The following is a 15,376-nucleotide window of genomic DNA, read 5'->3' as shown; positions in this document are numbered from 1 at the left end:
TTCTCCGCCCGCACCTTGCGGGCATTCGTCGGAAGAAGGAGCATCCCATGGCTCGCAGGAAAGCCCGGCGCACCGGTCGCCGCCCGCCCTGGTGGTTCATGCCCGCCGTCATGTCCGGTCTAGCCGTCGCCGCCGCAGGTCTGTCCGCGGTGATGATGACCGTCGTAGAATAATCATGTTAGACTGTACGACGGCGCGGCCCATATCGCGCCGTCGGCAGCAGCGTTTCGAAAGGCTTCCATGCCCCATCACACGCCCCTGATCGGCACTATCGTCGCCGGCCTCGTCGTCGCCTTCATCATGGGCGCCATCGCCCATCGCCTCAAACTCTCGCCGCTGGTCGGCTACCTCGTCGCCGGCATCATGGTCGGCCCCTTCACCCCCGGCTTCGTCGCCGATGCGGGCCTGGCCAACGAACTGGCCGAAATCGGCGTCATCCTGTTGATGTTCGGCGTCGGCCTGCATTTCTCGCTCAAGGATCTTCTGTCGGTCAAATATATCGCGGTCCCCGGTGCGCTGGTGCAGATCGCGGTCGCGACTCTGCTTGGCATGGGCCTCTCCCACTTGATGGGATGGCCGCTGATGGGCGGGATCGTGTTCGGCCTCGCGCTCTCGGTCGCCAGCACCGTGGTGCTGCTGCGCGCCCTCCAGGGGGCCGATCTGGTCGAAACCCGGCGGGGCCGGGTCGCGGTCGGCTGGCTGATCGTGGAGGATCTGGTGATGGTGCTGGCGCTCGTCCTGCTGCCCGCGCTCGCCAACGTCATCAACAGCGCCGACGCGGGTGGGGGCGCGGGAGCGTTGATCGCGCCGCTGGTCGGCACCCTGCTCAAGGTCGCGGGCTTCGTCGCGCTGATGCTGGTGGTGGGCCGCCGGGTCATCCCCTGGGCGCTGCACTGGGTCGTCCACACCGGATCGCGCGAACTGTTCCGCCTCGCCGTCCTCGCGATCGCGCTGGGCGTCGCGTTCGGTGCTGCCTATGCGTTCGACGTGTCGTTCGCGCTGGGCGCCTTCTTCGCCGGCATGATCCTGGGCGAAACGCCCCTGAGCCGCCGCGCGACGGAGGAAACGCTCCCCCTGCGCGACGCCTTCGCCGTGCTGTTCTTCGTGTCGGTGGGCATGTTGTTCAATCCCGCCGTCCTGTGGGAACAGCCGCTGCCGCTGCTGGCCACCGTTGCGATCATCGTCGTGGGCAAATCGATCGCCGCCTATGCCATCGTCCGCCTGTTCCGCTATCCCAACGACACCGCGCTCACCATCGCGGTCAGCCTGGCGCAGATCGGCGAATTTTCCTTCATTCTCGCCTCGCTCGGCACCGGCCTCGGCGTCCTCCCGGCCGACGCGCGCGACCTGATCCTGGCCGGGGCGATCGTATCGATCTTCCTCAACCCGATCCTCTTCTCGCTGGTGGTGCGCGCGCGCAAGCAGGAGGAGCAGGATGAGGAGGACGCGCGCGCCGCTGCGGCCGCCGCGCCCCGCATGGGCCATGTCATCCTCGTCGGCTATGGCCGCGTGGGCAAGCTGATCGCCGAACGGCTGGCCCAGCGCCGGATCGACTTCACCATCATCGAGGATGACGCCGAAAAAGTGGCGGAGGCGAAGGAAGCCGGCCTGCCGGTCGTGCGCGGCAACGCGCTGGAGGATAAATATCTGATCGCCGCCGGCATAGGGGAGGCGCGGCACCTGCTGATCGCCGTCCCCGAAGGCTTTGAGGGCGGGGCGATCCACGAACATGCCCGGCATCTGAACGACCGGCTGCAGGTCATCGCCCGCGCCCATTCGGACGCGGAGGTCGAATATCTCGAATCGCTGGGCGTGCCCCATATCGTGATGGGCGAACGCGAACTGGCCGGGCGCATGTTGACGCTCTGCGGCGCGGGATAAGGAAAAGCCCCGTCCGGTTTCGTACCGAACGGGGCTTTTCCTATCTTGGCCTGTCCATCAACCGCGCGGGCGGGGCGGCCCCTTGCGCGGGCCACCGGCGCCGGCGCCCTTGAACGGGCGCGGGCTGTGCGGACGCCCGCCACCCGGACCGCCACGCGGCGGACCGCTGCGGTTGGGCCGTGCGTCGTTGGACGGCCGCAACTGGCGGCGATTCTCCCGCGCTTCCTCGCGCGGGGCGCCATCGACGGGCTCGAAGGCGACATCCGCGCCTTCGTCACCCGCTTCGCCAGACCGCTTGACCGCGGCGATGAACTTGGCTGCGATCGCCTTGGGGATTTCGAACATTGTCTCGTTGGTGGTGATGCGGATCGCGCCGATATCGCCGCGCGACACATGGCCGCGACGGCAGATCAGCGGCAGGATCCAGCGCGGATCGGCATTCTGCCGCCGGCCGATGTCCATGCGGAACCACTGGGTGTCCTCGAAGCCCGGACGCGGCCCGTCGCGGCGCGCCGGCGCTTCGCTGGCGTCCAGCAGCTCTTCGGGCGCGGGCATGGCGGCACGCGCGCTCTTCACCAGCATCGCGGCGATTTCCTTGGCGCTCTTGGCTTCCAGAAGCTCGGCGCCCAGCGCCCAGTCGGACTCTTCCAGTTCCACCGGCGCCAGCAACTGCGCGCGCAGTCGCTCGGCATCCTGCTGGGCGATCGCTTCCTTGCTGGGCGCCGTCGTCCATTCGACCGGGATCTTGGCCCCGCGCAGCATCGATTCGACGCGGCGGCGGCGGGGATAAGGCACGATCAGCACGGCGGTGCCCTTCTTGCCCGCTCGCCCGGTGCGGCCCGACCGGTGCTGCATCGTTTCCGCATCTCGCGGCAGTTCGACATGGACGACCAGCGTCAGCGAGGGCAGGTCGATGCCGCGCGCCGCGACGTCGGTCGCCACGCACACCCGCGCCCGCTTGTCGCGCAGCGCCTGCAACGCATGGTTGCGCTCATTCTGGCTATGTTCGCCCGACAACGCCACGGCGGCGAAGCCACGTTCGGTCAGGCTGGCGTGCAGATGGCGGACATTGTCGCGCGTGGCGCAAAACAGGATCGCCGTCTCCGCCTCATGATAGCGCAGCAAGTTCACCACGGCATTTTCGATGTCGGCAGGGGCCACGGTCATCGCCTGATAGCTGATGTCGCCATGGCCGCGCTCACCGGCGGCCGACGTGATCTGGAACGCATCCTTCTGGTAGCGCCGCGCGAGCTGCACGATCGGCTTGGGCATGGTCGCCGAAAACAGCAGGGTGCGGCGGCCATCGGGCGTGGCGTCGAGAATGCCTTCCAGATCCTCGCGGAAACCCATGTCGAGCATCTCGTCGGCTTCGTCCAAGACGGCGGTCTTGAGCGCCGACAGGTCGAGCGCGCCGCGCTCCAGATGGTCCCGCAGGCGGCCCGGCGTGCCGACCACGATATGCGCGCCCTGCGCCAGGGCGCGTCGTTCCTTGGCGGCGTCCATGCCGCCGACGCATGTGGCGATGCGAGCGCGGGCGCCGGCATAGAGCCATTCCAGCTCGCGGCTGACCTGCAACGCCAGTTCGCGCGTCGGCGCGATCACCAGCGCCAGCGGCCAGGCGGGCGGGGGCAGGCGATCGGCGTCTCCGAGCAGCTCGCTCGCCATGGCCAGGCCAAAGGCGACGGTCTTGCCCGAACCGGTCTGCGCCGACACGATCAGGTCGCGGCCATGCGCTTCCTCCTGCGTGACTTCGGCCTGGACCGGGGTCAGCGCTTCATAGCCCTTGGTGGTCAGCGCCTGGGCGAGGAGGGGGTGGAGAGTGTCGAATGTCATATTATTGTTTTCCATCGGATAAAGCGACCCGCCTTCTTCCGACGGAATCAACATAACCTTTCTCGCTGTCGCCTGTGCGCGATCAGCCGGTGCGTCAGGTCATTTCGCACCCGTTCAGGTTGGTAGCCCAACCGCCATTCCGTGGAACGGCCAAGGGGACGAGCATTTCGCCCATCCCCCAAATAAGAAAGCCTCCTTCCCGCGTTCCCGAGGAAGGAGGCTTGCCTTAACTATATAGCGCAAAAATCAGACCGAGGCGACTTCCGCCACATCGACCTTGACGCCCGGGCCCATCGAAGACGACAGGGCGATCTTGCGGACATATTTGCCCTTCGAACCCGACGGCTTCGCCTTGACGATCGCATCGACGAAAGCGTCGAAATTCTTGCGAAGATCTTCGGCCGAGAAGCTCGACTTGCCAAGGCCGGCGTGGATGATGCCGGCCTTTTCGACGCGGAATTCGATCTGACCACCCTTGGCGGCCTTCACGGCTTCGGCGACGTTCGGCGTCACGGTGCCCAGCTTGGGGTTCGGCATCAGACCCTTGGGGCCAAGCACCTTACCCAGGCGACCGACCAGGCCCATCATGTCCGGCGTCGCGATAACGCGCTGGAAATCGATGTTGCCGGCCTGGATCGATTCCAGCAGGTCTTCGGCGCCCACGATGTCGGCGCCGGCGTCGAGCGCCTGCTGGGCCTTGTCGTTGCGGGCGAACACGGCGACGCGGACGTCCTTGCCGGTGCCGGCGGGCAGGGTGACGACGCCACGGACCATCTGGTCGGCGTGACGCGGATCGACGCCCAGGTTGATCGCGATTTCGACCGATTCGTCGAACTTGGCGGTCGCGTGGGTCTTGATCAGGCCCAGCGCTTCATCGACGCCGTGCAGCTTTTCACGGTCAACTGCGGTGGCCAGAGCCTTCGCCTTCTTGGTCAGCTTTGCCATGGTCTTAGCCCTCCACCACGTCGAGGCCCATCGCGCGAGCGGAGCCTTCGATGATCTTCGTTGCAGCGTCGATGTCGTTCGCGTTGAGGTCGACCATCTTGGCCTGCGCGATTTCAGCGAGTTGGGCGCGCGTGATCTTGCCGGCGACGATCTTGCCCGGTTCCTTGGAACCCGACTTCAGGTTGATCGCCTTCTTGATCAGGTAGGTGGCCGGCGGCTGCTTCGTCGTGAAGGTGAAGCTGCGGTCCGCATAGACGGTGATGATGGTCGGCAGCGGAGTGCCCTTTTCCATCTTGTCCGTCGAGGCGTTGAACGCCTTGCAGAATTCCATGATGTTCACACCGCGCTGACCCAGCGCCGGACCGATCGGCGGCGAGGGGTTGGCGGCTCCAGCGGGCACCTGGAGCTTGATATAGCCCGTAATCTTCTTGGCCATTGTCACTCACTCTGTTGCTGGACGCACCTGCAAGGCGCGCCCGGTTCAAGTTTAGCGGTTCAACCGGAAGCCGAAGCCTCCTCCCGCACAACATTTCCGGTCGCCCGGAAATTTCTGTTCGCGTCCCTGCCGGAGCAAGGCCACCAAATTCTTACTTCGACAGTTCGACCTGCTCGAAATCCAGTTCGACCGGGGTAGCGCGACCGAAGATCGACACCGACACCTTGACCCGGTTCTTCTCGAAATCCAGTTCCTCGACCACGCCGTTGAAGCTGGCGAAGGGGCCGTCGAGCACCTTGACGCTGTCGCCGATCTCGTAATCGACGCTGACCTTGTGCTTGGGCGCGGCTTCGGCTTCCTTGCGGGCGCCGAAATAGCGGGCGGCTTCGGTTTCGCTGATCGCCTGCGGCTTGCCCATCGAACCCAGGAAGCCCGTCACCTTGGGCGTGTTCTTGACCAGATGATAGATGTCGTCGTTCATCGCCAGCTTGGCGAGGACGTAGCCGGGCATGAACTTGCGCTCGACCTGGACCTTCTTGCCGCGCTTGACCTCGGTCACCGTCTCGACAGGCACTTCCACCTGTTCGACCAGCTGGGAGAGGCCCATGCGCTCGGCTTCGGACAGGATCGATTCCTTGACCTTGTTTTCGAAGCCCGAATAGGCGTGGATGATGTACCAGCGCGCCATGTTACCCTTTCAAAATCCCAATCAGGCCCGGCTCTAGCGATTTACTTGAAAATCGCGCCAACAAAAACTCGGGCGATTTACTCCGAAATCGCGCCGACAAAGCTCAGGCCCGGCCTGCGGCGACGCCCAGCAACCACTGGACGATCGCGCCGAAGAAGGTGTCGATGCCGAAGAAGAACAGGCCCAGCAGCGTCGTCATGATGACGACCATCACGCCGGTCATCATGGTTTCGCGGCCGGTAGGCCATACGATCTTCTTCGCCTCGGTCTGCACCTGATTGACGAATTCGCCGGGGGAAACCTTCGCCATCGCCTGCCTCTGCACGTCTCGAACCAACACCAATTCGCGAAGCAACAGTCCGCCCTCCCGATCCCGCCCTGTCTGGCGTCCGGGGGTGCGGCCACATGCTCCGCGACCAAATTCACCGGCCTGTGCGGCCGCGATTTCTTGACGGTGCCCGTCGCCGGCCACCTCGAAATCGCTTCGGCGCACTTAGCCGCGAACCCCCGAATTTTCAAGGGTCCGCAGCCAGTTCGCTTGGCAGGAGTGGAGGGACTCGAACCCACGGCATTCGGTTTTGGAGACCGACGCTCTACCAACTGAGCTACACTCCTGCACTGGCCCTAGCCAGCGAAGGAGGGCGCTTTAGCGTGGCATGACAGGGAGGGCAAGCGCGATTATGCCGCTTTTGCGTCTTGCGGCGCGACGCTGGTGTCGGCGCTGGTCTGGCGCTCGGCTTCCGCGTTGATCTGCGCGCCCAGCAACACGATATAGGCCGATACGAACAGCCAGAGTTGCAGCACCACCACTGCGCCCAGCGATCCATAGGTCTTGTTGTAATTGCCGAAGGTGGACACGTAGAAGGACACGCCCAGCGTCGCGACCAGCCAGAACAGCGTCGCCGACACCGATCCCACGGTCAGCCACTGCCATTGCGCATGGCGCCGGTTGGGGCCGAAGCGATAGATCAGGCCGAAGATGATGCTGGCCAGCAATCCCGCGCACACCCATGTCGTCGCCTTGATCGCGAACAGCACGCCCGGTCCCCAATTGGTCAGGAAATCCTGCAACAGGCCGATGATCGTTGCGGTGAACACGCCCACGACCACGACCAGCACCGCGGAAAAGGTGATCCCCATCGACGTGCGATAGAAGCGGAAGATGTTGCGCCCTTCCTTCTGCCCATAGACGATATTGAGCGCCTCCATGATCGCGGACGCCGCCCGCGTCGCGCCATAGACGGCGATCGCCAGCGCCAGCAGCAGGCCGAATCCGATCGCGGGCTTGCGCGTGCTGACCACGCCCAGCAACTGGTCGTTGATCAGTGACGCGGCATCGGCGGGCACGACGGAGATGATCGCCTGCATATGCCGCTGCACCATCGCCGGATCGCCGAACAGGCCATAGGTCAGCACGACCGCGGCCAGCAGCGGCGCGATTGACAGGAAGGCATAATAGGCGACGCCCGCGGCCAGCAGTCCGACATGATTGCCCGACAGCGCGCCATGCACCCGTTTGAGAATTTCCCACCACGCTCGCGGCGGTATCTTCCATGGCGCATCGACATGCACCTGCTGCGCGACTTTCTGCGTCATCCACATCCCCTGCCGGTCATGCAAGGCAAGCGCGCGAGCGGTCGGGCGGTTCCCTCCACCCTGCTGTCTACAGAAACACGCCGCCCTTCATGATCCGCCGCGCCCGCCCCTGCACCGGCAGCCGGTCGAACGGTGTGTTCCCCGCCGCGGCCGCCATCTTCGCCGAATCGACGATCCAGGGTGCGTCGGGATCGACGAAGATCAGGTCCGCCGCGCTCCCGGCCGCAAAGCCGCCCGCATCGACGCCCAAAATCTTCGCCGGATTGGCCGACAGCAGCGTCATCAGCCGGTTGATCGTCACCTGCCCGTCGCGGACCAGGTTGAGCGATAGCGCCAGCAGCGTCTCCGCCCCCGCCATGCCCGGCGACGCATCGGCGAAGGGCAGGCGCTTGTCCTCCGGCCCGCGCGGATCGTGGCTGGAGGTGATGACGTCGATCGTCCCGTCGGCGACCGCCGCGAGGCAGGCCTGCCGGTCGCGCTCGTCGCGCAGCGGTGGCGACAGCCGTGCAAAGGTGCGGAAGTCGGTCGCCGCCTGGTCGTTCAGGAACAGATAGGCCGGGCTGATGCCGCATGTGACCTTCAGCCCTTCCGTCTTGGCCGCGCGGATCAGGTCGAATCCCGCCTTGGTCGTCACCAGCCGGAAATGGATCGCCGCGCCGGTTTCGCGCGCCAGCATGATGTCGCGCGCGATCGCCAGTGCCTCGGCGCAGGCCGGGGCGTGGGGGAGGCCGAGGCGGGTCGCCGTCTCGCCGCTGGTTGCCACCGCCTTGGCGGTCAACCCGCCATCTTCGGCATGGGCGATGACGGTCAGGCCCAGGCCGCTGGCATAGGACAGCACGCGCAGCATCACGCCCGAATCGGCGATCCATTGCCGTCCGGTGCCGACCGCCTTGGCCCCCGCCATCTGCATCAGGCCCATTTCGGCCATTTCCTGGCCAAGCAGCCCGCGCGTCGCCGCGGCGATCGGATGGACCCAGAAATCGGGCTTGCCCGCGCGGGTCGCTTCCCGGATCAGGCCGACCTCGTCCAGTGGCGCGCGCTGGTCGGGCATCAGCGCCGCGCGCGTGATCCCGCCGAAATGGAAGGCCGGCTTGTCGGTCGCAAAGACGCCCAGATCGATCAGGCCGGGCGCGACCACCAGCCCCTGCGCATCGATCCGCTGCGCGTCGTCCGGCACCGCGACATCGCCCGCCGCGACGATCCGGTCGCCCGCGATCAGCACGATGCCGGGCGTCAGCGCATCGCCGGCAGGATCGGCCAGTCTGCCGTTGATAATGGCGATCCTGCTCACGCTGTCATTTCCTCAAACCAAATGCCGTCAAAGGATGGAAGGCTCATACCCACCCCTCCGTTCCCCGCGCCCCGCGCGTTAGCACGTCCAGGCAGGCCATGCGCACCGCCACGCCCATCGCCACCTGCTCGGTGATGGCGGAGCGCTCGGGATGATCGGCGACCGAACTGCTGATCTCCACGCCCCGGTTCATCGGCCCCGGATGCATCACCAGAGCGTCCGGCTTGGCCAGCGCCAGCCGTTCCGGCGTCAGCCCGTAGAGCGCATGATATTCGCGCGGGGAGGGGATGAACGCTCCGTCCATCCGCTCATTCTGGAGTCGCAGCATCATCACCACGTCGGCCCCCTCCAGCCCCTCATCCATCCGGGTGAAGGGCGTCGCCCCCAGCATCTCCACCTCGGGCGGCAGCAAAGTCGGCGGCGCGACCGCGCGCACCTGCGCGCCTAGCGCGGCCAGGCACAGCATGTTCGATCGCGCCACCCGGCTGTGCAGCACATCGCCGCAGATCGCGACCACCAGCCCCTCGAACCCGCCCTTGCGTCGCCGGATCGTCAGCGCATCGAGCAGCGCCTGTGTGGGATGCTGGTGCCAGCCATCGCCCGCGTTCAGCACCGGGCAGTCCACCTTGTCCGCGATCAGCCGCACCGCGCCCGAACTGGCATGGCGGATCACGATGACATCGGCCGCCATCGCGTTCAGCGTCATGGCGGTGTCGATCAGCGTCTCGCCCTTCTTCACGCTCGACTGGCCCGCATGCATGTTGACGACATCCGCGCCCAGCCGCTTCCCCGCAATCTCGAACGACAGCAACGTCCGCGTGCTGTTCTCGAAAAAGGCGTTGATCTGCGTCATCCCCGCCAATCGCCCGTCATGCTTGCGCGCCCGGCCCTTGTTCGCCTGCGCCCAATGTTCCGCCTCATCCAGCAGGAAGCGGATTTCCCACGGCTTGAGGTCCGCGATGGACAGAAGATGCTTGTGCGGAAACAACGCCCGGCCTGTCAGCTCGGGTGTCGCATCGGGTATGAAGATGTCGGGCATGAACCGGTGCTTTAGGGAAGGCGGCGGGGGAGGGCAAGGCGTCGATGGCGGGCTTATCCCCGCCCGCGCCATTTCCCGAAGATCGCCTTGTCCTTCATCACCTCGCGCGCGGCATTATGCCCGGGCGCGCCGGTCACGCCGCCGCCCGGATGCGTCCCCGCGCCGCACATATAGAGGCCCTTCACCGGCCCGCGATAGGCGCCATGGCCCAATACCGGGCGCGCCGCCCACATCTGGTCCAAGGTCAGATTGCCATGCATGATGTCGCCGCCGACCAGCCCGAATTTCCGTTCCAGATCCAGTGGCGAATGAATCTGCCGCGCGATCACGCTCCTGGCGAAGCCCGGCGCCTGCGCCTCCACCGTCGCGATGATATCGTCCGCCGCCGTCTCGCGCTCCTCGTCCCAGCTCCGCCCAACGGGAAGCTCCGGCGCGAATTGCTGGCAGAACAGGCTCGCCACATGGCAACCTGCGGGTGCGAGCGTATCGTCGATGGTCGACGGGATCAGCATCTCCACGATCGGCGCCTTCGACCAGCCGTCCCGCTTTGCGTCCATGAAGGCGCGGTCCATATAGTCCAGCGTCGGCGCGATGATGATCCCCGACTGGTGATGCTCCCCCACGCCCGGAAGGCAGGTGAAGTCGGGCAGGGCGCTCAGCGCCACATTCATGCGGAACGTCCCCGATCCCGCCTTGAACGCCTTGACCCGTTTGGTGAAATCGGCCGGCAGGTCGCTTGGGTCCATCATCCGCTCATAGAGCAGCTTCGGCCCGACATTGGCGATCACCGCGCCGCCCATCACTTCCTCGCCGCTCTCCAGCCGTACGCCGACCGCGCGCCCGCCATCCACCAGCACCGTCTCGACCGGGGCCTCCAGGCTGATCTCCACCCCCATGGCGGTCACGACTTTAGCCATGATCTGCGTGATCGCGCCCATGCCGCCGACGCTGTGGCCCCATGCGCCCTTCTTGCCGTTCACCTCGCCGAACACATGGTGCAACAGCACATAGGCGCTGCCCGGCGTATCGGGGCTGGCGTAATTGCCGACCACCGCGTCGAAGCCGAACGCCGCCTTTACCGCGTCGCTCTCGAACCAGCCGTCGAGGAAGCTACGCGCCGACTTGGTGAACAGGTCCAGCACGTCGCGCTGCTGCTCCAGCCCCAGTCCCGCGACGCGCCGTCCTTGCTTCAGCGCCTCGACGATCATGGTCAGCCCTTCGCCGACATTGGGCGGGCTTTTCAGCACCAGGTCGCGCAGCACGTCCGCCACCACCTCCAGCGCCGCATAATAAGCGGGCAGCGCCTCGGCATCCCGCGCGCTGAACTTGGCGAATTCCGCCTGCGTCTTTTCCAGCCCGCCGCCCAGTTTCAGATAGCCGCCATCGGGCTGCGGCAGGAAATTGCTGATCGGCCGCTCGATCACGCGATAGCCATGATCGGTCAGTTGCATGTCGCGGATGACCTTGGGATTGAGCAGACTGACCGTATAGCTGGCGGTCGAGTTGCGAAAGCCGGGATAAAACTCCTCGGTCACCGCCGCCCCGCCGACGACGGCGCGGCGCTCCAATATGCGAACCTTATAGCCCGCCCGCGCCAGATAGAAGGCGCAGACCAGCCCATTATGCCCGCCCCCGATGATGACGGCGTCGTAGGATTTGGTCATGCTTTATTACTCCACCCCATCCCCGGCGCGCGATGCAGCCGCGCCTGCGGGATCACATCGCGCACCCGCCCGCAAAAATGCCGCAGCGCCACTTCCCGCTCGCTCAATGGCCCGACGGTGAAGCTGGCCGACGCCATCCCCGCCTGCACCCGCGCGACCAGTTCCGTATCCTCGGCATTGACCTGCCGGTTGATCCGCCAGTTGAGATAGCGCGCCGCCTTCATCTCCCGCCGCGTATCGGGCAGGGCGTAACTAATCTCGCGGATCAGCGTCTGCGTCGGCGACACCGGCAGCCAGGCCATGAAATCCACTTGGTCGGGATAGATGTCGAACGCGAAATTGGGCCACAGCTTATAATAGGTCCACAGCCGCTGCCGTTCCGGCGGCAGATGTGGCACGTCCGGCAGGAAGTGCTGATAAGCCCGCTCGGACAGGTTGGCCGACGGCCGGTCCAATATCGGTCCCCACATCTTGTCTGCGTGGCGCGATGCCTCCACGCCATAGCCATCGCCCATCAGCCGCTTGAGGCCCGGATGCGCGACCGCGATATGCAGCCCGTCCGAATAATTGTCGCCGATATTCTTCCAGTTCACCGGCCGTGGCCGCAGCGTCACCCGCCCCAGCGCCCGCATGTCCTCGAAGCGATAGGCGGCTACCTCGTCCATATAGGGCGCCATCATCTGCGCCACCGACGGCCCGCCATCATTGGCCAGCCGCACGAACAGGAAACCCTGCCAGCTTTCCACCTCGACCGGCATCAGGCCATGATCCGCCATCGCGAAAGCCGCGCCATAGCTGGCCTTCATCGGCACGCCGGTCAGCCGCCCGTCCGTCTCATAGGTCCAGCCATGATAGGGGCAGACCAGCTTCTTCGCGCAGCCGCTGGCGCCATCCACGATCCGCGCGCCGCGATGGCGGCAGACATTGGTAAAGGCGCGCACCGCCCCATCGTCGCCGCGGATCACGATCACGCTCTCGCCGATCATATCGAGCGTGTGGAAATCGCCGGGGGTGGGAATGTCGCTCTGGTGGCAGACGATCTGCCAGGCCGGGCGAAAGATGCGCTCCACCTCGACCGCGAAAAATTCAGGATCGCTATAGGTCCATGCGGGCAGGCTCCATCCGGAGTCCGGGTCCACCATCCTGTCGATCTGCCCCGCCACTTTGTCAGGATTCCCTAGCGTCAATTCATAATTTTACGATTGTATAATGTAACCGTGCGGAACGCCATCCCAAATCGATTCAGCTGTCCGACTCGCCGTCGCTTTTGGCATCCGCTTGCGCCCCGTACCGCCGCGCCAGCATGGCGCAGGCCATCAACTGGATTTGGTGGAAGACCATGATCGGCAGCAGGATCGGTCCGACCGCCGCCGCCGGGAACAACACGCCCGCGATCGGCACGCCCGACGCCAGGCTTTTCTTGGACCCGCAGAACTGCAGCACGATCGCATCTTCCCGAGACAGGCCCAGCATCCGCCCCAGCATCAGCGTGAAGAGCAGGATGACGACCAGCATCGCGATGCACAGCCCCGCCAGCACCAGCAGTTCCTCGCTCGACACTCTGGACCATAGCCCCTCGACCACCGCGGCCGAAAAGGCGGCATAGACCACCAGCAGGATCGATCCGCGATCGACCCGTCCCAGCATCATCTTGTGCCGCGTCACGAAGCCGCCGATCCACGGTCGCAACAGATGCCCCACGACGAAGGGCAGCAACAGTTGCAGCACGATCCCCTCGACCGAAGACAGCGAGATCAGGCTCCCGCTACCGCCCCTCTGCATGAGCAGCGCGACCAACAGCGGCGTCAGAAAGATGCCCAGCAGGTTGGAGAAGGAGGCGCTGACCACCGCGGCAGCCACATTGCCCCGCGCGATCGCGGTGAAGGCGATGGACGATTGCACCGTCGACGGCAGCAGCGCCAGAAACAGCAGACCCGCGCGCATATCCTGCGGCACGAAGCCGAATCGGCCGACCAGCAATCCCAGCAACGGGAAGGCGACGAAGGTCGTCCCCAGCGTCGCCAGGTGCAATTTCCACGCCTTGGCACCGCTCCAGATCGCCTCGCGCGACAATTTTGCGCCATGCAGGAAAAAAAGCAGCACGATCCCCGCGTCCGCGACGATCCCGGCGATGCGCGCGCCCTCGCCGCGTGCCGGCAGCAGCGACGCTAGGGCGACGGTCGCAAGCAGGAGTAGCAGAAACGGGTCCAGGGCTTGGCGCAGGCGGTTCATCATCAGCTTCGGTCAGGCGATAGAATAGGCGGGGGGATAGACGCGGGCCATGGGATGCGCCAACAACTTCGCCTTGGGCCGGCACAAGTTAGACAGGACAGGGAGACTCTGACCATGAGCGACCATATCGCGATCGTGGACGAGGCAGGCGTGATCGAAATCCACATCGATCGCCCGGACAAGAAGAATGCGCTGACCGCGGCGATGTATCGCGCCATGACCGCCGCACTGGCCGACGCATCGGCCCGCGCCGACATCGGCGCCGTGCTGATCGCAGGTCGGGGCGACGCCTTTTGCGCGGGCAACGACCTGAAGGATTTCACCGCCGGGCCGGAGGGCGGGGCCGCCGCCTTCGACTTCATCCGCGCCATCGCCGCCTTCGACAAGCCGCTGGTCGCGGCGGTGCAGGGGCTGGCGGTGGGCGTTGGCACGACCATGCTCTTCCACTGCGACCTCGTCTATGCCGCGCCCGATGCGCGCTTTGTCATGCCCTTCGTCAATCTGGGGATCGTGCCCGAAGCCGGCTCCAGCCTGCTCGCGCCCGCGGTCATGGGCCATGCCAAGGCGGCGGCGATGCTGTTGCTGGGCGAACCGATGGATGCAGACGGCGCCGACCGCGCCGGCCTCGTCACTGCGATTGTCCCGGCCGCGGGTCTGTTCGACCATGCCCGCGCCAAGGCGGCGGCGCTGATGGCCAAGCCGCCACAGGCGCTGGCCGCCACCCGCCGTTTGATGAAGGGCGATCCCACCGCGCTCAATGCCCGGATCGAAGAGGAAGCACGCCTGTTCCGCGAAACGCTTGCCTCGCCCGAGGCGCAGGAAGCCTTTGCCGCCTTCTTCGAAAAACGCGCGCCGGTGTTTCGACGGAGCTAATCGGCCTTTCGACCAAAGCGTATCTCGCTGACGATCACCGCTGCGACGATCAGCAGTCCGCCGACCAGCGCCGTCGGCGGCAGCCTTTCGCCCGCGACCCGGCCGATGATCCCGGCCCAGACCGGCTCGCCGGCGTAGATCAGGGTCGCCCGCGTCGGCGACACCGTCCGCTGCGCCCAGTTCATGACCAACTGTATCAGCGCCGTCATCGCCCCCAGGCCGCAGGCGCTCAAAACGACTGACCAGGAAAAGGGCGGCACGCTCTCGCCCGCCGGCCCCATGCACGCGAAGGCGAGCAGGGCGGTCACCGCCAGTTGCACCACCGTCACCCGCGCAACATTCACGCGCCCGGCCCACAGGCTGATGAAGATGATCTCCAGCGCGATCGCCACGGTGCTGAGCAAGGTCAGCAATTCGCCGGTCCCCAGAGCCAGTCCATCCTTGGGCGCGGCGATCAGCAGCAGCCCGATAAAGGCCAGCGCGACCCCGGCCCAACTCGTCAGTCTGGGCCGCCGCCGCAGGATCACCCACTGCAATATCGGCACCAGCGGCACATAAGCGGCGGTGATGAAGGCCGACGTGCTGCTGCTGATCGTCTGCAAGCCCCAGGTCTGGAGCGAATAGCCCACGAAAATGCCCAGCCCGATCACCAGTCCCGCCACCAGTTCGCGCCGCGTCAGCCCGCGCAGCACCGGCAGGGCGAGCGGCAGCGTCAGCAGGGCGGCGGTCGCAAAGCGCAGGCCCACGAAGAAGAGCGGCCCGCTTTCGCGCATCGCCTGATGCACGATCAGGAAAGTACCGCCCCACAGTATCGTCACCCCGATCAACGCGAGTTCGGGGCGGCCGATCATCATTCGGCTTTCTGCAGGCTTGTCGGAAGGATCATTGTGCAACATAA

At 65.8% G+C, this 15,376-nt stretch carries 15 protein-coding genes and 1 tRNA gene; 3 read left to right on the top strand and 13 right to left on the bottom strand.

The genetic code is table 11. The features are described 5' to 3' along the window. Positions 1-47 precede the first annotated feature (47 nt). Positions 48-173, top strand: a complete 126-nt coding sequence (locus SBA_RS17420) for a hypothetical protein (RefSeq protein ID WP_261935324.1) — start codon at positions 48-50, stop codon at positions 171-173. Positions 174-240: 67 nt separating this feature from the next. Beyond that, positions 241-1,881: a YbaL family putative K(+) efflux transporter gene (gene ybaL, locus SBA_RS17415; RefSeq protein WP_261935323.1), complete on the top strand. Its 1,641-nt coding sequence runs from the start codon at positions 241-243 to the stop codon at positions 1,879-1,881. Between the two features lie 57 nt (positions 1,882-1,938). Here the strand turns inward: ybaL and SBA_RS17410 are convergent, their stop codons facing one another. From SBA_RS17410 to SBA_RS17355, 12 genes are all read right to left on the bottom strand, one after another. Next, the gene (locus SBA_RS17410; RefSeq protein ID WP_261935322.1) at positions 1,939-3,714 is read right to left on the bottom strand and encodes a DEAD/DEAH box helicase; all 1,776 of its coding nucleotides are present in this window, start codon (positions 3,712-3,714) and stop codon (positions 1,939-1,941) included. A gap of 246 nt (positions 3,715-3,960) precedes the next feature. Further along, positions 3,961-4,659, bottom strand: coding sequence for a 50S ribosomal protein L1 (gene rplA / locus SBA_RS17405; RefSeq protein WP_224548456.1), 699 nt, complete (start codon positions 4,657-4,659; stop codon positions 3,961-3,963). A 4-nt stretch (positions 4,660-4,663) separates the two neighbouring features. Then, a complete protein-coding gene (rplK, locus tag SBA_RS17400; protein WP_066603999.1) occupies positions 4,664-5,095 on the bottom strand; it encodes a 50S ribosomal protein L11 in 432 nt (143 codons plus the stop codon). A 151-nt stretch (positions 5,096-5,246) separates the two neighbouring features. Continuing rightward, positions 5,247-5,783 carry a transcription termination/antitermination protein NusG gene (gene nusG / locus SBA_RS17395; RefSeq protein ID WP_066603996.1) on the bottom strand — a complete coding sequence of 179 codons (537 nt, stop codon included), beginning with the start codon at positions 5,781-5,783 and terminating at the stop codon, positions 5,247-5,249. Positions 5,784-5,886: 103 nt separating this feature from the next. Continuing rightward, the gene (secE, locus tag SBA_RS17390) at positions 5,887-6,093 is read right to left on the bottom strand and encodes a preprotein translocase subunit SecE (RefSeq protein ID WP_066603991.1); all 207 of its coding nucleotides are present in this window, start codon (positions 6,091-6,093) and stop codon (positions 5,887-5,889) included. Between the two features lie 229 nt (positions 6,094-6,322). Continuing rightward, a tRNA-Trp gene (locus SBA_RS17385) sits at positions 6,323-6,398 on the bottom strand. Positions 6,399-6,461: 63 nt separating this feature from the next. Further along, on the bottom strand, positions 6,462-7,379 hold the full coding sequence (locus tag SBA_RS17380) for a YihY/virulence factor BrkB family protein (protein ID WP_224548457.1): 918 nt from the start codon (positions 7,377-7,379) through the stop codon (positions 6,462-6,464). Between the two features lie 67 nt (positions 7,380-7,446). Beyond that, positions 7,447-8,670, bottom strand: coding sequence for a dihydroorotase (locus tag SBA_RS17375; protein WP_261935321.1), 1,224 nt, complete (start codon positions 8,668-8,670; stop codon positions 7,447-7,449). Positions 8,671-8,713: 43 nt separating this feature from the next. Further along, a complete protein-coding gene (locus tag SBA_RS17370; protein WP_224548459.1) occupies positions 8,714-9,709 on the bottom strand; it encodes an aspartate carbamoyltransferase catalytic subunit in 996 nt (331 codons plus the stop codon). A 53-nt stretch (positions 9,710-9,762) separates the two neighbouring features. Next, positions 9,763-11,373 carry a phytoene desaturase family protein gene (locus SBA_RS17365; protein WP_261935320.1) on the bottom strand — a complete coding sequence of 537 codons (1,611 nt, stop codon included), beginning with the start codon at positions 11,371-11,373 and terminating at the stop codon, positions 9,763-9,765. Next, positions 11,370-12,515, bottom strand: a complete 1,146-nt coding sequence (locus SBA_RS17360; protein WP_261936781.1) for an aromatic ring-hydroxylating oxygenase subunit alpha — start codon at positions 12,513-12,515, stop codon at positions 11,370-11,372. The genes SBA_RS17365 and SBA_RS17360 overlap by 4 nt, the downstream gene beginning before the upstream one ends. Before the next feature lie 100 nt (positions 12,516-12,615). Further along, entirely contained in the window at positions 12,616-13,605 is a 990-nt protein-coding gene (locus tag SBA_RS17355) for a bile acid:sodium symporter family protein (protein WP_261936780.1), read from the bottom strand. A 114-nt stretch (positions 13,606-13,719) separates the two neighbouring features. Here SBA_RS17355 and SBA_RS17350 point away from each other — a divergent pair, with 114 nt between their 5' ends. Then, positions 13,720-14,478 (top strand): enoyl-CoA hydratase-related protein, encoded by a 759-nt coding sequence (locus SBA_RS17350; protein ID WP_261935319.1) that lies wholly within the window; start codon positions 13,720-13,722, stop codon positions 14,476-14,478. Here SBA_RS17350 and SBA_RS17345 read toward each other — a convergent pair. Continuing rightward, a complete protein-coding gene (locus SBA_RS17345; protein WP_315975784.1) occupies positions 14,475-15,374 on the bottom strand; it encodes a DMT family transporter in 900 nt (299 codons plus the stop codon). The genes SBA_RS17350 and SBA_RS17345 overlap by 4 nt on opposite strands. Positions 15,375-15,376 lie beyond the last annotated feature (2 nt).

Source organism: Sphingomonas bisphenolicum, assembly GCF_024349785.1.
Lineage (GTDB): Bacteria > Pseudomonadota > Alphaproteobacteria > Sphingomonadales > Sphingomonadaceae > Sphingobium > Sphingobium bisphenolicum.
Note: the sequence above shows the minus strand (reverse complement) of the source record. Positions and strands in the feature narration are given on the sequence as shown.